An 18,166-nucleotide genomic window follows, 5' to 3' on the forward strand; every position below is an offset into this window, starting at 1 on the left:
AAGGAGCTAAAGGATGGGCAAGACCGCGAGGATCGGCAACAGCCTCACCAAACCCCCTGAGTTGCGCGGAAAAATGTCGGTGATCGGTGGTTTGGCGGGGGGAACCATCCTGACGTCGGCTGCGCTGGATCACGCGGCGCGGTGGCGCCGGGGCGAGCGGTTGGACCAACTTTTTGAGGACAGCTGTGACCGGTTGCGGGAACAGGGGCTGGCCGCCCAGGTTGCCGTGGATGCCGGGGACATCGTCCTGACCTACGCGGAACTGGACGAACGGGCCAACCAGCTGGCGCGCCATCTCCTGGTGTGCGGGGCCCGGCCCGGTGACCGCATCGCGCTGCTGTTTGACCAGCCCTGGCGGGCCTATGTGGCGATGCTTGCCGTGCTGAAGATCCACGCGGCTTATGTTCCCCTTGATCCGGGGTTTCCGCCCGACCGTCTCCAGTACATTGTGGAAGACGCCAATGCGGCGATGATCCTCTCACTGTCACATTTGAAGGACCTGATGCCCGAAGTGGCCGCTGTGACGGTAAGTGTTGACGAGGTGCAGGCGCAGATTGACGCTCAGGACACCGCCCGGCTAGACGATGCGGAACTTGGCGGGACGAAGGATGAGCTGGCCTACATCATCTACACCTCTGGTTCGACGGGCCGGCCGAAGGGCGTGGCGGTGGACCAAGCAAGCATCTGCAATTTTGTCCGGGTGGCCTCCGACATTTACGGCATTCAGTCCACCGACCGCGTGTACCAAGGCATGACGATCGCTTTTGACTTTTCGGTCGAGGAAATCTGGGTGGCCTGGATGGTTGGAGCCACCCTGGTGCCTAAGCCGGGACGTTCCAGCATGCTCGGTGCCGAGCTCGCGGAGTACCTGCAGGAAAAACGGATCACAGCTCTTTGCTGTGTTCCCACGCTGCTCGCGACACTTGACGAAGATCTGCCCGATTTGCGGTTCCTGCTGGTCTCCGGGGAGGCTTGCCCCAAGGACCTCGTCATGCGCTGGCATCGCCCCGGCCGTCGCTTCCTTAATGTTTATGGCCCGACCGAAGCAACCGTGACCGCCACGTGGTCGGTCCTCGACCCGGACCTGCCCGTCTCACTAGGTGTGCCGCTGCCCACGTACACGGCGGTTATTGTGGATCCCGCTGAGCTCCGGGTCTTGCCGCGCGGCGAAACCGGGGAAATCGGCCTGGCAGGGGTTGGCCTGGCGCGGGGGTACGTAAACCGTCAGGACCTGACGGACCGCGCGTTTGTCCCGGATTTCCTGGGAATCGAGAACAACCCCTCCGGCCGGATCTATCGCACCGGGGATCTCGGACGCGTGAACGACGACGGGCAACTCGAATACTTCGGCCGGATCGATACCCAGGTCAAAATACGCGGCTACCGCATCGAGCTGAGCGAAATCGAATCGGTGCTCCTGCAGCTCCCGGGGATCGCGCAGGCAGTCGTTCAGACCTATGAGCCGGAACAAGGAACCGTGGAACTGGCCGCCTATTACACGCTGCGCCAGGACGTTGCGGGCGTTGACGCCCACGACCTCCACCGGATGCTGCGCACCAGGCTCCCCGGGTACATGGTCCCGGCCTATTTTGAAGAGCTGGACGCCATTCCCATGATGGCAAGTGACAAGGTGGACCGGAAGCGGTTGCCTCGTCCAGAGCACAGGATCAGCCAGGCGGCCGCCGGGACCTATACCGCCCCAACGACCGCCGCCGAAGAGGCCCTGGCAGCGCAGCTTGGCGCCGTGCTGAGTCTTGACAAGGTCTCCACCGATGCCCATTTTTTCAACGACCTGGGTGCGGACTCGTTGTTGATGGCGCGCTATTGTGCCCGCATCAGGAAAGAAACCGCCCTGCCGGCAGCAGCGATGCAGGATATCTATGAGAACCCGACGGTTCGGCAGCTTGCCGCGTGTCTCGAATCCAGGCACAGCGAATCTGTTCACAGCGCGGCCGTACCTGAGGCCGACGCTGTAGCCCCGGCATCGATGCTCCCGGTGAGCGCTTTCCAGTACGGTCTTTGTGGTGCGATCCAACTGCTGGTTTTCCTCGGTTACATGATGTACGCCGCTTGGCTGCTGGTTATCGGCTACCAGTGGACCTCAGGGGGAAGCGACCTGCTGGACATGTGGTTGCGGTCCATTGGTTTTGGCGCCGCCATGTTCCTGATCCTTTCCGTGACCCCGATCCTCGCCAAGTGGATTCTGGTGGGGCGGTGGAAGCCGGGGCACATTCGACTATGGAGCCTGGCCTACCTGCGGTTCTGGGCTGCGAAGACCCTTACGCGCGCGAACCCTCTCGTGCTGTTTGTCGGCTCACCGCTCTACGTGCTTTACCTGAGGCTCCTGGGGGCCAAGATCGGCAAGGGCGTGGTGATCTTCTCCCGGAAAGTGCCCGCGTGCCCGGACCTGCTCACCATCGGTGAGAATACCGTCATCCACAAGAACTCTTCGTTCCAGTGCTACCGGGCACGCTCGGGCATGATTGACACCGGTCCGGTGACGTTGGGCAAAAATGCCCTGGTGTCGGAGAAGACCACCCTGGACATCGGCACGTCGATGGGGGACGACACTCAGCTGGGCCACGCCTCATCGCTGCAGACACCGCAGGCTGTTCCTGACGGGCAGAGCTGGCACGGTTCACCTGCGGCGCGAACCACCACCGAATACCGGCGGGTCCCCGCCATGAACTGCAGCACGCGCCGGAGAGTCGTTTTCAGCCTGTTCCAGTTATTCAACCGGCTCGTCCTGGTGGCTCCGGCCGCCATCCTCGCGCTGGCGGCGCTCCTGCCGTCCTATCTGAGTACGGGGCACCTGCAGCTGGGCGCCCTGAGCTTCTTCATCGACATACTCGCCGCCTCACTGGTGCTCTTTGTTGTCGGACTGATCACCGGCCTGATCACGGTCTTCACGGTCCCGCGCTTACTCAAGCGCTTCATCAAACCGGAGAAGGTTTATCCGCTGTACGGGGTGCACTTCACCATCCAGCGGCTGAGCTCCCGCGTTTCGAACGTCAGGCTGTACAAAGACGTCTTTGGCGACAGTTCCTACATCGTGCACTACCTAAAGGCGCTGGGGTACAACCTTGGCAAGGTGGAACAAACCGGGTCAAACTTCGGCCCCACGCTGGCCCACGAGTCGCCGTTCCTGAACTCAGTGGGGACCGGAACAATGGTTGCGGACGGCCTGAACATGATGAACGCCGATTTCTCCAGCACCTCGTTCCGGCTTTCGACCGTCCGCCTCGCCGGCCACAACTTTCTCGGTAACGCCATCTCGGTTCCGATCGGATCCCGGGTCGGGGAGAACTGTCTGCTGGCCACCAAGGTGATGATTCCGATTGACGGCCCGATCCGGAGGGATGTGGGGCTGCTGGGGTCACCTCCTTTCGAGATTCCGCGGTCGGTTCAGCGTGACGCCCAGTTTGATGAACAAAAGATGGAGGACGCCAGGAACCGGGCTCTCCCGGCAAAGAACCGGCATAACATCGTGAGCATGGTTCTGTTCCTGGCGGTGCGCTGGTTCCTGTTTTTCGTCGCCACGCTTCTCAGCGCCGTTGCCGTGTCGGCCTTCAGCCTTGTCGGTGTGCCGGTGATTGCCGCCATGATGCTCGTCCTGCTGGTGTTCCGGGTGCTGTTTACCGCATTGGTGGAGCGCTCGGTCATGGGCTTCCGCCGCCTGAAGCCGCAATACTGCTCTATCTACGACCCCTACTTCTGGCGGCACGAGCGTCTCTGGAAGCTCCTGGCCATGCCGGCCTTCAACGGAACGCCCTTCAAGCCCTTGATCTGGAGAATGTTGGGCGTCAAAGTTGGCAAGCGGCTCTACGATGCAGGCGCCAACCTGCCGGAGAAAACACTTGTGACGATTGGTGATCACTGTGCCTTCAATGAAGGAACAACCCTCCAGGGCCATTCCATGGAAGACGGCGCGTTCAAGTCCGACTACATCGTGATCGGCAACCGCTGCTCCCTGGGCGTGGATTCCTGGGCCAACTACGGGATAACTATGCGCGACGGTTCGTCACTCGGTGCCGACGCCCTTCTGATGAAGGGCGAAGACGTCCCGGAGAATGCTACGTATTCCGGGAACCCGGCTCGCGAGGTAAACCCGTCCGCGCCCGCAACCATCGCGGCCCTGGCGTCCAGCGGACCCCGTCACAGGGACGCAGCCGCGGCGGCCAGTGGCCGGCCGAAACTCCCCAAGGGAGCCCACGGAACCCATGGTGCCCACGGAACGCACCGGGCATCGCGGGACAAGGCCGGGGCACCGAGTTCTGGTTCCTAGTGCGAACCCGTTGGTAGGGCAGCGTCTTCGGGGAAGTCATCCGGGAAGTCCTCGGCCACGGCCGGCGCGGAATGACGCCCGCGGGGCAGGGACTTTTGCAGGGCCTTGCGTTCACGCCGTCCTTCCACGAGCCGGTACAGCACGGGGACCAGGATGAGCGTGAGGGCGGTTGAGGAGATCAGGCCGCCGATCACCACGATTGCCAGGGGCTGGGAGATGAAGCCGCCGCCGCCGGTCAGGCCCAGTGCCATCGGCGTCAGGGCAAACACCGTGGCCAGGGCCGTCATGAGGATGGGGCGGAGGCGCTGGCGCGCGCCATGCGTGATCGCGTCCGCCACGCCCATCCCGGGCTCCCCGTTGCGGGGCTGGCGGTACTGGTTGATGAGGTCGATCAGCACAATCGCGTTAGTCACCACGATGCCCACCAGCATCAGCATGCCGATCAGCGACGGCAGCCCCAGCGGCACACCGGTCACGACGAGAAGGGCGATGGCTCCGGTCGCCGCAAATGGGATGGAGACCAGCAGGATCAGCGGCTGGATGAGGGATTTGAACGCAGCCACCATGATCACGTAGACGATCGCGACGGCGGCCAGCAGCGCGAGGCCCAACTGCCGGAACGAGTCGGCCTGCTGGGTGGTGGCGCCTCCGATGGTGGCGGTGACCCCGGGTGGCAGCTGGACTGATTTGAGGCGGTTCTGCACTTCGGTGCTGACCGCGCCGAGGTTGGCACCCGACGGCGTCACCGAGACCCGGGCGGTGCGCTGGCCGTTGCTGGCGGTGATGGAGACAGGCACGTCGACCTGTTCCACGGAGGCGATGCTGCCCAGCGGCACGGTGCCGGCCGCCGTCGGGAGCGGGATCGCCGCAACCGCCGCGATACTCGTGAAGCGGGTGCCTTCGCCGATCCGGACCGGGAAGTCGTTGGTGTCGATGCGGATCGTCCCCGCCGGAATCGGGCTGATCGTGGCGGCCAGGACCCCGGCCACGCGCTCCTCGTTCAGGCCGGCGGCGACGGCCTTGGCCCGGTCCACCTTGACCTGGACCACCGGTTGGCTGGCGGCCAGGTTGGTGGCCACCTCGCTGCTGCCCGGGACCCCGTCCATGGCCTTGACCATCGCGTCACTGGCCGTCCGGAGGTCGGCGGTCGAGGCCGCCTTGAGAGTGATGTCCACGGTCGCTGACGTCCCGAAGCCGCCCTGCTGGGAACCGACGGTGATCTTGCCGGCGTCGCCGAGTTGGGCGAGCTCGCTGCGGACAGTGTCCTGGAGCTTGCCCTGGTTTGCCTTCTCGTCCGTCACCACCGTAAACGTCGAATTCGATGCGCCGCTGGAGAGCAGGGCCGAGAAACCGGTCTGGGCGTTGCCGGTGGTGGACTGGACGTCCTTGACCCCGTCGATGCCGCGCAGGATACTCTCAACCCGGATCGCCGATGCGCTGGCCTCGGCCAGGCTGGTGCCCGCCGGCATGGCCTGCCGGACGGTCATGCTGTTCTCGCCGGAGCGGCCGAGCAGATCGGTGGCGAGCAGCGGGGACATCGCCACGGTTCCGCCGAGCACCAGAGCCGCGGCGATCAGCGTGAGGACCGGGTGCCGCTGGGTACCGGCGAGGACGGGCAGGTAGCCGCGCTGCAGGAGCGTGCGCTGCTCGGCTTCATGCGCCTTTGCCGCAATGCCAGCGGCAGGCCCAGCGCCTGAACCATCCCCAGAACCAGCGGCACGGGCACCAGCAGCGGAGTCGGCGGGCGTGCGCAGGAACCAGTACGCCAGCACCGGCACGATGGTCAGCGAAACCAGCAGCGACGAGAGCAGGGCAATGGTCACAGTCAGGGCGAACGGCCGGAACAGCTCGCCGGCCAGGTCGCCCACGAAGGCGATCGGCAGGAATACGGCCACAGTGGTCAGGGTGGAGGCCGTGATGGCGCCGGCCACTTCGCGGATCGAGGTCAGGATTGCCGTGATCTTGGTTTCGCCGTAGCTCAGGTGCCGCTTGATGTTCTCGATGACGACGATCGAGTCGTCCACCACGCGGCCGATCGCGATGGTGAGCGCGCCCAGAGTCAGGATATTGAGCGAGTAGCCGGTGGCCGAGAGGCCGATGAACGTGATCAGCAGTGACAGCGGGATGGACACGGCAGTGACCAGGGTGGAGCGCACGGACATGAGGAACACCAGGATCACGGCGACGGCGAAGCCAAGGCCCAGCAAGCCCTCGGTGGTGAGGTCCTTGATCGACTTCTCGATGAACGGTGCCTGGTCGAAGACCGGGGTGAACTTGGCGTTGGAGCCAAGCTCTGCCTCGAGCTGCGGGATGGCGTCCTTGACCGCGTGGGAGATCGCTACAGTGTCGCCCTCGGGTTTCTTGGTCACGGACAGGGCAAGGGTTTCCTTGCCGTTCGTCCGCGTGATGGACGTGCGGGCGTCCTCGACCAAGCTGACGTCGGCCACGCTGCCGATGGTCGCCGCATCGCGGGCAGCGCCCAGGGGGAGGGCCTTGATGGCGTCGAGGGAGTCGACAGGGCTGCCGATCTGCAGCGAGAGGGTCTTGCCCTGTTCCTCGATGGTGCCGGCCGGAACCAGCGCGCCGTTGTTCTTCAGCGCCTCACTGATGGACTGGATGCTCGCACCCGACGCCGCCAGGTCCCGGGGCCGCGGCAGGATCTGGATGTGCTTGGTGGCGCCGCCGGTGACGTCGGCGCCCCTGACGCCGTCGAGCTTCTGCAGCCGGGGGACACTGAGCCGGGCGAGGTCGGCGTTCAGTTCGCTGAGCGGTTTATCCGAGGACACGGCCAGGAACACGATCGGGAAGTCGCTGATGCTCCCGGCGATCGCCTGCGGCTGGACGACCTTCGGCAGGGCCTGCTTGGCGTTGGAGATTGCGCGGTCGATCTGATTCCGGGCCCGGTCCAGGTTGGTGCCGTACGTGAACGCCAGGGTGATCTGGGAGACGCCGTTGCGCGAAGTTGACGACGTCGACTCCAGGCCCTCGACGCCGTTGAGGGCCGTTTCCAGCGGGGCGCTGATCTGTTTGTCGACCACCTCCGGCGACGCGCCGGGCATCGAGGAGATGACGGTGATCTGCGGGAACTCGATGGACGGGATGAGCTCCTGCTTCAGCGAGGACATCGTGATCACGCCGAATACCGACGCGAACACGGTGATCAGCGCGATCAGGGCCCGGTTGGCGAGCGAGAGCTTTGCGAGCCGGAACATCTCATGGTCTCCTGGTGGATCGAGAACGTACTGCCAACGGGGACGTCAAGGAGTTGCAGCGGTCCCAAACCAGCAGTGTAGACCAGCCAGGGCCCGACACCCGGCTTAGTTGCGGGCGGAGACCTGCTCGAGTTGCAGCGTCTTGGCCGTCTCGGCCTCCAGGCGCGCGGCGAGCTCAGGGTTGTCGTTGAGCTTGACACCGTAGCCGGGCATCATGTCCTTGAGCTTGGACTGCCAGCCCTTGAAGTTCTTGGGGAAGGACTTCTGGAGCAGCTCGATCATGATCGGCACGGCCGTGGACGCGCCCGGGGAGGCGCCGAGCAGGGCACCGATGGTGCCGTCACGTCCGGCAATGACCTCGGTGCCGAACTGCAGCACGCCGCCCCTCTTCGGGTCCTTCTTGATGATCTGGACCCGCTGGCCGGCGGTGATGAGCTCCCAGTCGCCGTCCTGGGCCTCGGGGTAGTACTCGCGCAGGGCCTCGACCTTGTCGCCGTGGCGTTTGGCGACCTCCTTGATCAGGTAGGCGGTGAGGTCCATGTTGTCCTTGGCCACGGCCAGCATCGGGATGATGTTGGAGGGGCGGATGGACAGCGGCAGGTCCAGGTAGGAGCCGTTCTTGAGGAAGTTCGTGGAGAAGCCGGCGTAGGGGCCGAACAGCAGGGAGCGCTTGCCGTTGACGTAGCGCGTATCCAGGTGCGGCACGGACATGGGCGGGGCGCCGACAGATGCCTGGCCGTAGACCTTCGCGCTGTGCTGGGCCGCGAGGGCCTCGTCGGTGCAGCGGAAGAACTGGCCGGAGACGGGGAAGCCGCCAAACCCCTTGCTCTCCGGAATGCCGGAAGCCTGCAGCAGGTGCAGGGCGCCGCCGCCGGCGCCGACGAACACGAATTTCGCGTGGATGGAGCCGTGCTCACCGGACTGCGGGTGCTTGAGCGACAGGTCCCAGCCGCCGCCGGAGGCGCGCTTGATGTCACTGACGTTGTGGCCGTAGTTGATCTCCACGCCGTTGTTGCCCAGGTACGTGGTCAGCTCGCGGGTCAGGGCGCCGAAATCGACGTCGGTGCCCTCGGCTGCGCGGGTTGCCGCGACGCGCTGTTTGGGGTCGCGGCCCTTGACGATCAACGGGGCCCACTTGGCGATCTGGGCGTGGTCCTCGGAGTACTCCATCGACCGGAACAGCGGGTTCGGCTTGAGCGCCTCGTAGCGGGTGCGGAGGAACTTGGCGTGGTCCTCGCCGATCACGAAGCTCATGTGCGGAACGGTGTTGATGAAGCCCTTGGGGGAGCCGATCAGGGAATTCGAGACGAGGTGGGACCAGAACTGGCGGGACAGCTGGAACTGCTCGTTGATGTTCAGGGCCTTGCCGGGGTCCACCGAGCCGTCTTTGGCTGCGGGGGAGTAATTAAGCTCACACAGGGCCGCGTGTCCGGTGCCGGCGTTGTTCCACGGGCCGGAGCTTTCCAGTCCCGGCTCGTCGAGCTTCTCGAAGAGCGAGATGGTCCAGTTCGGCTCAAGCTGCTTGATGAAAGCACCGAGAGTGGCGCTCATGATGCCGCCGCCAATCAGGACGACGTCGGCATGTTGGGTCTTGGAAATGAAAGTCACAATCAGTCTCCGATAGCAGCGGCTCTGGCTGTCACAGAATATCCCGCACCGCCCACTAACTGAAATTGGCCCCGTGCGTCAAGGCTTTAGCTCGACCTTTGTGAAAACTTCATTAAGCACCGGCGACGCCGGGTACTTCAGGACCCGGTCCGAGAGCGCCAGTGCCGAGATCGGGAAGGCAATGGGCACCGCGGGCACCGTGGCCGCGATCTGCGCATTGATGGTCTGGTACTGCGCAGTGCGGTCCGTGCCGTCCGGCAGGCCCCGGGCCCGGGCGATCTTGGAGAAGACCTGGGGGTCCTGGTAGCCGAATTCGCCGGTGTTCGCGCCAAAGAGCGGGCCCACGAAATTGTCGGGGTCTGAATAGGAGCCGTTCCAGCCCAGCAGGTGCAGGGCGTGGTCGCCCGGGGAGGTGACCTTCTGCAGATAGCCGTCCGCCCAGTCCACGGGCACGGGCTTGATGTTGAGCCCGATGGCGGTCAGTTGACGGCTGATTTCGGCGTACACCTTCTCCGGCGTCGGCAGGTAAGGCCGCGTGACGTTGAGCGGGTAATAGAACTTCAGCACCTCACCCTTGTAGCCGGCCTCGGCGAGGAGTTCCTTGGCCTTGCCCGGGTTGTAGCCGAGCGCAGCGGCGTTGTTGTTGAAGCCGCTGAGCTTGGGCGGAACGAACTGGGACGCCTGGGCTGTGTTGTCGATGAAGAACCTGCGGATCAGCGTGTCCTTGTCCAGACCCATCTCGATCGCCTGGCGCACCTTGAGGTTTTGCAGGATGGGAACTTCCTGGTTCATGCCCAGGTACATCACGGAGAAGGGGTCCCGCTGGATGATCTGCTTACCGCTCTTGACCAGCTGATCGAAGTTTCCGACCGTGACCGCGTCGTAGGCGTCGATCTTGCCTTCGAGGAGTGCCTGCATCCGGGTCTGCGGCTGATCGTAGGTCACGAACTTGATGGTCCCGATCTGACCCTTGTCGCCCCAATAGTCCTTGTTGCTGGCCAGGGTGACTCTGTCCGAGTCCCAGGAGCCGAAAACGTACGGTCCGGTGCCCACCGGGTGGAGGCCGTAGGCGGACATCGCCTGCCCTCCCCGGCTCTGGTTCAGGACGTCCGCGTGCTCGGCGGCGAGGGCCTTGGGCGAAGAGATCGCAAAGGCCGGGAGGGTGAGGGCCTGGAGAAATCCCGTGAAGGGCTGGGTGAGGCCGATCCGCACGTTGTCCGGCGCCACGGCTGTGCATCCCTTGTAGATGGACAGCGGGGCCTGGTCCGCGTGGGCCTTGAACACACCCTTGAATGTGGTGCCCGAGGCCTGCTTGCGGAGGGCCGGCGAAAAGTTGAACCAGCGGTTGAAGTTGGTGCAGACAGCGGCGGCATCAAACGCCGTCCCGTCCTGGAACTTGACGTTCTCGCGCAGTTTGAACTCGTAGGTCCGGCCGTCATCGGTCTGGGACCACTCGGTGGCCAGCAGCGGCGTGGGCTCGCCGGTGGTCTGGTCCACGCCCACAAGGCCTTCCAGGACCTGCCGGGTGACGCGGTAGGACTCGACGTCGGAGACCAGGGCAGGATCGAGCCCCAGCGGTTCCGAGCCGGTGCCGAAGGTGAAGACCGCGGTGGGTGCCGCGCTGGAGGTGGGTGAGGCGGTTGAAGAGCCGGGTGCCGGGCCGAGGCTGCCCGTGCAGGACGCCAGCGGCAGCACAAGAAGAGCGGCCCCGATGCTGGCGGCAATCCGCCGCACTGTCCTGCTGGGCACTGTACTGCTGGGCACTCGAGAATCACCTCTGGGAACTGGAAGGTCCGCCGGCTGCGGAACAGCCCCAGTCTAGTTGACCGCCGGGGCCGACAGCTTTTGTGGCACACCGTCGCCGGCCAACAGCCACGGTTCCCGCAGCACAAAAAAGCAAAGGCCCGCACCTGGTGGTGCGGGCCTTCGCTTCTCCTAATGGTCCAGGGAGTCAGGCTGGAGCCGGGGCAGGAGGGCTTTGACTGCCTACTTGGGCATCAGGACTGAGTCGACCATGTAGACAGTGGCGTTGGCGGTCTGGACGCCGCCGCAGACAACGTTGGCGCCGTCGACCTTGAGGGCATCCTTGGTGCCGGTCACCGTGACCGAACCGCCCTGAACCGTCTTGTGGGTGCCGACAATCTGGTCCGGGGTGATCTTGCCGGGGACCACGTGGTAAGTCAGGATCTTGCTCAGCGTGGCGTCGTCCGTCTTCAGGGCCGCGATCGTGGCCGGGTCGATCTTCTTGAAGGCGTCATCGGTCGGGGCGAAGACGGTGAATTCGCTGCCGTTGAGCGTGTCCACCAGGTTGACCTTGGGGTTGAGCTTGCCGGAAACAGCGGCGGTCAGGGTGGTCAGAATCGGGTTGTTGGAAGCCGCGGTGGCTACCGGGTCAAGTGCCATGCCCGAGACGGAGCCGGCACCGCTCGGAACCTTGGCGGCGTAGGCCGCGCAGCCGGAGCCGACCAGGTTAGCAGCCGGATCCATGGCCGCGGCGGAGGCGCTCATGGACGGGGACGGCGCCATGCTGGATTCCGACGGCGCCGCGGAGGCGGGGGCCGAGGAGGCGGTGGTGCTGGATCCGCCGCAGGCAGTGAGGCTGAGCATGGCGGCAGCTGCGATACCTGCAACGGCGAACGTGGTGCGCTTGATGTTCTGCATTTCGGTTTCTCCTTTGTTGTGCCGATGGTTGCCTGCGGCGAATATTGCCGCTGCGGCCTTTCCCGACTGTTGGGCACCGACCCTTGGTTGGTGTCTCAATGGGTATTCGGCTGCTCGGAGGAAACGGATGGGTGCAGATGTGAAATTCTTTTTGACCCATCTAAAACCGCTGGAAACTGCTGGTTCACGCCCGCTAAGAAACGCTGAAAACTGCTGGAAACGACGAGAACCCCGGTCCGAAGACCGGGGTTCTCTCTGTGCGCAAGGGGGGACTTGAACCCCCACGCCCGAAGGCACAGGAACCTAAATCCTGCGTGTCTGCCAATTCCACCACTCGCGCGCGGCGCCGTCGTCGTCCCGGGGTAAGTCCCCGGCGGCGGTCGCCAGGGTCCATTGTACCTATCAGGCGTCGAGTTTCAGGTCCCGGCGAAGTTTGGCGACATGCCCGGTGGCCCGGACGTTGTACTGCGCGACTGCGACCTTGCCCTCGGCGTCGACAACGATGGTGGAGCGGATGAGGCCTTGGTAGGTCTTGCCGTAGTTTTTCTTTTCGCCCCAGGCCGCATATGCCTCGGCGACGGTGTGGTCCTCGTCGGAGAGCAGCGGGAAGGTCAGCCCTTCGGCGGCCGCGAACGCCGCAAGCTTCCCGACAGGGTCCGGGGAGATGCCCACCACCTCATAACCTGCGGCCTGAAGCGAGCCAAGGGAATCCCGGAAATCGCAGGCCTGCTTGGTGCATCCGGGTGTGGAGGCCGCCGGGTAGAAATAGATCACGGTCTTGCGGCCTCGGAAATCGCGCAAGCTAACGTCCTGTCCTTGGGCGTTCTTGAGGGTGAAATCCGGTGCTGTGGCACCGGCAGTGAGTCGCTCAGGCACGGGTGTCTCCTTGGGTGGGGTACGTGGTGAAGTGGGGTGACTATCCAGCGTAGTGAGCAGGTGGGCGCCGGACGAATCCGCTGCTCGCTATACTCTTGGGTATGCCTGATATGGATCGCTGGCCCACGGGCCGCCTATTGTCCACGGCAGCACGTCTTGTAGAACACTCCTGGAACGAAAAATTGGGGGCCATTGGCCTGACCCATGCCGGGGTGATCGCCATGGAAGTGCTTTCGGCGAATGGGCCTATGACACAAGCCCAACTGGCCCAACTCGTTCGGGTCCAGGCCCAGACCATGGGCAAGACTCTGAGCCGGCTGGAGGCGCACGGCCACATTTCGCGGCAGCGCAGCACTTCCGACCGGCGCAGCCACGTGGTGTCCCTGACTGACCAGGGGCGGCAGGCCGTCGCGGCGGCTGCCGATATGGAACGCTCCGTGCTCGCCGCAACGCCCATTGACCCGGACCTGCTGCGGCAGGAGCTCCAGGCTGTGGTCCGGGTGCTGGCAACCAAGTCCGCGTCTCCAGAGGCCACGGCCATCGTCACGGGCGCCGAGCCAGGCGTCGCTGCGGCCCCGGGCGTAGCTACCGACTCCGGCGTCGCCGCCGGGACCGCCCCGCTTAACTAGCCGGCGCCCCAAGGGGCTGTACTTCCCTCAGGCCCGCCTGCCCCTTGCCGCTCCCTAAATCGTCGCGGCCTGGTTGGCCAGGGTGGCCGCGATGGCGGACATCTTGAGACCGGTGAGCACCACGGTGAGCAGGATGACGCCGATCGTGGCCCATACCGGCGCGAGTCCGCGCCGCGGGGCCACCTCGTGGACAATCACCGAGCGGCCAATCACGTAGAGCTCCCGGCTGAGGAACACCCACGCCCAATGGAATGGCCGGATCACGCCGTCCTTGCGCAGCCGGTCCCAGTCCAGATACGCCAGAAGCGCGGACACGCCGTAGGCCACGAGGCCGGTCGCCAGCAGGAGGAAGTAAGGCGCCGTGAAGATCGACGCCGGGTCAATGATCTGGACTTGGCGAGTGCCCACGGTGCGCAGCCGGAACACCGGGTTCCAGAACATGAGCAGGATGAGGGGCACCAGCGGCAGGGCCACAATCGTCCAGATATACAGGTTGTAGACCGGCGTCCCGGCACTGATGCGCGTGCGCGGTGCCACCCGGTGTTGGGCCGGCGCCGCCTGGAACTGGGGTGCGCTGAACTGTCCGGTCCACGCAGAACCGTTCCACCACTGAAGCCGGCCGGAGCCAGCAGGGTCGGGATACCAGCCAGGGCCGGGGGCTGACGCTTTGGGCGGGACGGTCATGGGCTCTACATCCTTTGCGGGGCATGGTGCGTGCGCTGGTTCAATGCACTCTCCGGTTCTAAGACAGAGAGTACCCCAGTGAAACCCAAGGGCTGGCCGGCCGTTCAGGCGGAAATGAGCGGCCGCGAAGTATCGACGCGGCACTGCTTCGGGGGGACCATTAAAGGGCAGTCACCATGAAGGAGGTCAGTGATGTGCTACCAGTACAACAAGGATTTCCGCCGGGATGCCAGAAAGGATGCCGCGCGGGAACCTGAGGAACGCCCGGAGCCCCGGGTGGAGGCAAAGGAAGGCCGGTTCTGGGGCTTCCCGCGCCGCAGCAAGGAGTTCACAGTCGAAGAGCCGGAGACGGTAGTTGACCGGCCCCGCGAGAAGGTCTGAGGCCACGATGTGACTCGACGGCCGCTGAACCCCACATTGACATGTGATGGTTCGGCGGCCGTTTCACGGTTGAACCGGCCGGCGGAGGCCAATCGCTCCGGAGAGCCCGATGAGGAGGCCACTTAGCGCAAGCAGGGATCCGGCGACGCTGAGCTGCCCGTCCGGTTCCGCATCACCTTGCCCGGCCGCCGCGCCCAGCGGCTGCTCCGTTGAGTGGTCCTGGCCGGCGTCCGCCGCTGGAGGCGCGGAGGCCGCCGTCGTGATCGCTGCAACCTCCGTGGCCGGTGAAGGCGTCTTGTCCGGGTCCGCTGTTGAAACAGGGGCCGACGTCGGCGGTGCCGGGAGCTGCGCTGGCTTAGTGGGTTGTGCCTGGGACGGCGTTGCCTTCGGCTTTCGGGGAGGCGCTGGGGAAGGCGCAGCCCCTGACGGTGGCGGGGCGGAGATGCCGGGGACGGTCGGGCTGGGTGACGGGGAGGCCGACGGCGGGCCTGGAGTCGGTGGGGTCGGGCAGAATTTCGCCGGGAGGAGGCCGGCTGGCCCGCAGGGACCGGCCGCTGCGGGCAACGCCAGGATCAGCGGGGATGCGGCGAGCAGAAGGGCCACGGCGGATGCGTAACAGGCCTTCCGCATTGAGTTCATCCTCACCATCGTAGGGCTACGCCGCCCGCCGGCAGGGAACCCAGGCCCGGTGATGCTGCCTTTCACTGCCAATAAAGAACTGCCGGGAGGCACATGTGGCGGCAGTGGGTGCCGTCGAGTCGCTGTCCAATCCCTCAGAGGCCTTGTAGCTTCGCGGTAAGAACAGCTTGGGCGGTCTTCAGTCCCTGCGTTTCCGGGCCCGGCGCACGGCCAGGACGATAAAGACCGCTATGAACGCGACTGGCAGGAGCGCCAGCGGGTTCCAGCCTTTAAAGCTCATGTGGTTCCCCTTCCCGTCCGATGCGTGACACCGACGCCCGGACCGCCTGTTATCTGTTGCTGGCGAATATCGTGATCACAATAATGCCGCCGATGATGTCCAGCAAACCCAGGACTTTTCCGGCGGTGGCCTTGACCCCGGCCGCTTCGGCCCGGCGAGCCATGATGAATGCCATGACCCCCATGGCGATACCGAACAGGAACAGGCCGATGAGGCCGATGATGATGGAATTGCGGCGGTACTTCAATCCCTGCTGCAAGTGGAAGGCAGCCGCCTCCGACTCCGTCGGGAGTTCCTGCGTCGTGGCGGTGTGAAGATCGTTCGGCTCGTTCATGTGTTTCCCCCAATATTGTCGCCAAAGTCGGCGCAATTGAGAGGCTACTACCTAATGGCTTGCTCGGATAGGCGAACTCTAAGCAATTCCCGTTTCTCCGATTCGGAGATCCCGACCTTGACTGACCTGTCATGGGTCGGCCCTGAAATTGTCAAACCATTTCCCTAGAGGCAGGCTCCACTTCGCCACCGGCGAGCCTAGCTTGAACCTCATCGAAGAGCGGTTCTAGGCTCTGCCCATGCCGACCAGTGAGGGGCCCAAGAGTCGACACGCACTTGTGCGCCTGCTTGCTTCCCGCCACCGGTCTGCTTGCATGGAGTCACCTGCTCCGGTCGTGGTTAAGAGCTCTCCCAGTATTTTTCGCCAATAGCTTCGAGGTACCGGGACAGGAACTCGGATAGCGTCGACGCCACCCGTGGCCAGTCGGCGCGCGGATCCAAGGGCAGCGCGACCAGGACGCCGCCGTTGGCCTCCAGCACTAGGAGGTCGCTGTCGCCGAGGAACTCGCCGATCACGGCGTCGGTTGCCTCAAAGTCGCCCGGTCGCCTTCCTCGCTCGGCGTTGGTGAGCGCCGCCGCCGCGGCGGGGTCGAGGATGTGCAGGCCCCATTGGCCGTAGTCGATGTCCCGAAAAAGCCACGCCTCACGACTTGATAGCCAGAGTGCCTCCAGCTCGGGCAGTGCGTGAGCGGGCCAGGCTTCTGAAATTTCGTTGAGGGAGGCTTCTGACTCCACCTTGCTGGCGAGCCGGAATGGGTTCGACCCCACTCCGTCGCGGGGCTCGGTCCAGTTGCGATAGGGATCGAGAGCAGCGCTCGGGGTCGGCATCGGCAGTCCCTCCACTAGGCGTTGAGCTGGGCCTTAGGTACGGGGACTGGCTTAGAGGCCGGCCGGGAACTTGAACGCCGTGGGCAGCGGCTCCGGTGCCGTCCCATGAAACAGGACCACCTCGTCATGGGCTTTCAGGACGACAGCCTGGGCGGGCCCTTCCTGCTTCGCACCGTTCACGGCGACCGACCAGTCCGATGTGCTTGAGTGGGCGGTCCCGGGCTTGCCGGTGCCGCCCAGGACGCCCCATTCGGTCAGAAGCTGGCCAAGGGTATACGTGTCGCCGGCGACCGGCGCCTCAATGTGGACGATGCCGGACTCGTCGTGGGTGTGCAACGCCGAGATGCCGTTCGGCTGCCCGGTGGCGGAGAAGCTGAAGCCGATGTCCGCCGGGACAGTAATGGGCTTGCCGTCCACGAAGACGTCCAGATGGGCGTGGAAGTGCTCGGCTGCCCCTTCCGTGTTGAGGACCGGCAAGCCTGCTGCCTTGATCCGTTCGGCACCGCCTTTGGTGTCCAGCTCCCAGCCCGTGGTCGGAGTCGCGGCTGCGGCGGATGAGGCCACGCTCGGAGTCGGAACGGCTGTGCCTGGGCCAGGGGTGGCGGTTGAACATCCGCCAACGGACAAGACGACAGCGCCCAGCACGGCGAGGGGGAGGAGCTTCTTCACGGAGACATCTTTCATTCGGCCACAGGTTTTCAGCGTATGTGTGCGGACAGGACAGGAGCGCTTACAGTGCGCCCGGGGCGGGACACCTGAGGCGACTACCGGCTCACTCAGCCACGAGACGATGCTAACCGAACGAGTCGTTGGCCCCGCCTTTTGGATAATGGCGTCGACACGACCATCAGGCCCCCGGAACCCGGGCCGCGTAACGCTGACACTAGAACCATGTCCTTGTTGGGTTGGCAGGGAACGAACGGTTGGCCGCCTGCGTGTGGCCTAGATGTCCAATCCTCGAACGTACGGTAGCCAGGTCAGCTGACGGCAGCTGTTGCGGCGGCACTTGAGGGTCCAGGCACAACGAAGGGCGCACCTCGTTGTCGGAGATGCGCCCTTCGCCTGCGTTGGGGTCAGTCCTTCTTGAAGGCGTCCTTGACCTTCTCGCCGGCCTGCTTCAGGTCGCCTTTGGCCTGGTCAGTCTGGCCTTCGGCCTTCAGTCGGTCGTCGCCCGTGGCGTTGCCGGCAGCTTCCTTGGCCTTGCCGCCAGCCTTCTCAGCAGCGTTCTCAATCTTGTCGCCTAGTCCCATGGTGATTCCTCCTGTGGTGTTGGCAGCCGTTCGATCCGGCCATGACACTATCCTAAGCATGCTTAGGACCAAGAATTCAAGTGGGAGCATGCCCGGGCCGGCGATTATGGGCCGGTACGCCTGAACTTAGCTCGTCGCCCTGGCGGGGGAGCAGTGGCGTTACACGGTGCATGGAGGCGGCGTGCCAGTCGGGATCGGATGAAAGGCCTCGGCATCGTTCAAGGGCTCGGGGCTGCCCGAGAAACTCTGCGGCGGCTCGACCAAATCGTCTGACGAGCTCTCCAGCCTCACTGGCTCGTGATCTTTATCCCGGCCACGGCCCCTTTCCATGCACCGGTCGGGTCGTGCCGGGTCAACTGGGGCCCCGATGTACAAGGCGCCCGGGCCGGCCCCGCAACGTTCAACAGTGCGGGGCCCTTCCATTCCTACGTGACCGGCACCATCAACCTGGCTGCCGTGCTCGGGTAGTTGCCGCGGGTAGCCTGTTCAAGCCCGCCGCA

General features: G+C 64.8%; 13 protein-coding genes and 1 tRNA gene. 3 read left to right on the forward strand and 11 right to left on the reverse strand.

The genetic code is table 11. The annotated features are described in order from the left end of the window. Positions 1-13: 13 nt before the first annotated feature. Entirely contained in the window at positions 14-4,285 is a 4,272-nt protein-coding gene (locus AC1DKQ_RS13300; protein WP_476919227.1) for a Pls/PosA family non-ribosomal peptide synthetase, read from the forward strand. On the opposite strand, the gene AC1DKQ_RS13305 is transcribed toward AC1DKQ_RS13300, so the two are convergent. From AC1DKQ_RS13305 to bcp, 6 genes are all read right to left on the reverse strand, one after another. Next, positions 4,282-7,497, reverse strand: coding sequence for an efflux RND transporter permease subunit (locus AC1DKQ_RS13305; RefSeq protein WP_476919228.1), 3,216 nt, complete (start codon positions 7,495-7,497; stop codon positions 4,282-4,284). The two genes, AC1DKQ_RS13300 and AC1DKQ_RS13305, sit on opposite strands and share 4 nt — an antisense overlap. A gap of 105 nt (positions 7,498-7,602) precedes the next feature. Beyond that, complete coding sequence (locus AC1DKQ_RS13310; protein ID WP_476919229.1) at positions 7,603-9,105, reverse strand: malate:quinone oxidoreductase; 1,503 nt, start codon at positions 9,103-9,105, stop codon at positions 7,603-7,605. 78 nt (positions 9,106-9,183) lie between these two features. Continuing rightward, positions 9,184-10,839, reverse strand: coding sequence for an ABC transporter substrate-binding protein (locus tag AC1DKQ_RS13315; RefSeq protein ID WP_476919256.1), 1,656 nt, complete (start codon positions 10,837-10,839; stop codon positions 9,184-9,186). Between the two features lie 252 nt (positions 10,840-11,091). After that, complete coding sequence (locus AC1DKQ_RS13320) at positions 11,092-11,766, reverse strand: fasciclin domain-containing protein (RefSeq protein ID WP_476919230.1); 675 nt, start codon at positions 11,764-11,766, stop codon at positions 11,092-11,094. A gap of 258 nt (positions 11,767-12,024) precedes the next feature. Next, a tRNA-Leu gene (locus tag AC1DKQ_RS13325) sits at positions 12,025-12,106 on the reverse strand. Between the two features lie 62 nt (positions 12,107-12,168). Next, a complete protein-coding gene (bcp, locus tag AC1DKQ_RS13330; RefSeq protein ID WP_476919231.1) occupies positions 12,169-12,642 on the reverse strand; it encodes a thioredoxin-dependent thiol peroxidase in 474 nt (157 codons plus the stop codon). Between the two features lie 110 nt (positions 12,643-12,752). Between bcp and AC1DKQ_RS13335 the strand changes: the two genes are divergently transcribed. Next, positions 12,753-13,271 (forward strand): MarR family winged helix-turn-helix transcriptional regulator, encoded by a 519-nt coding sequence (locus tag AC1DKQ_RS13335; RefSeq protein ID WP_476884823.1) that lies wholly within the window; start codon positions 12,753-12,755, stop codon positions 13,269-13,271. Positions 13,272-13,325: 54 nt separating this feature from the next. On the opposite strand, the gene AC1DKQ_RS13340 is transcribed toward AC1DKQ_RS13335, so the two are convergent. Then, positions 13,326-13,955, reverse strand: coding sequence for a DUF2510 domain-containing protein (locus tag AC1DKQ_RS13340; protein ID WP_476919232.1), 630 nt, complete (start codon positions 13,953-13,955; stop codon positions 13,326-13,328). Between the two features lie 192 nt (positions 13,956-14,147). Between AC1DKQ_RS13340 and AC1DKQ_RS13345 the strand changes: the two genes are divergently transcribed. Continuing rightward, a complete protein-coding gene (locus tag AC1DKQ_RS13345) occupies positions 14,148-14,336 on the forward strand; it encodes a hypothetical protein (RefSeq protein ID WP_476884725.1) in 189 nt (62 codons plus the stop codon). 968 nt (positions 14,337-15,304) lie between these two features. Here AC1DKQ_RS13345 and AC1DKQ_RS13350 read toward each other — a convergent pair. The 4 genes from AC1DKQ_RS13350 to AC1DKQ_RS13365 form a co-directional block, all read right to left on the reverse strand. Beyond that, positions 15,305-15,589: a hypothetical protein gene (locus tag AC1DKQ_RS13350; protein WP_476884726.1), complete on the reverse strand. Its 285-nt coding sequence runs from the start codon at positions 15,587-15,589 to the stop codon at positions 15,305-15,307. Between the two features lie 338 nt (positions 15,590-15,927). Next, the gene (locus AC1DKQ_RS13355) at positions 15,928-16,416 is read right to left on the reverse strand and encodes a hypothetical protein (RefSeq protein ID WP_476884727.1); all 489 of its coding nucleotides are present in this window, start codon (positions 16,414-16,416) and stop codon (positions 15,928-15,930) included. Between the two features lie 51 nt (positions 16,417-16,467). Next, on the reverse strand, positions 16,468-17,085 hold the full coding sequence (locus tag AC1DKQ_RS13360; protein WP_476884728.1) for a hypothetical protein: 618 nt from the start codon (positions 17,083-17,085) through the stop codon (positions 16,468-16,470). A gap of 404 nt (positions 17,086-17,489) precedes the next feature. Then, positions 17,490-17,666, reverse strand: a complete 177-nt coding sequence (locus AC1DKQ_RS13365; RefSeq protein ID WP_476884729.1) for a CsbD family protein — start codon at positions 17,664-17,666, stop codon at positions 17,490-17,492. Positions 17,667-18,166 lie beyond the last annotated feature (500 nt).

The sequence above is a fragment of the Arthrobacter sp. 05L421 genome (genome assembly GCF_056397785.1).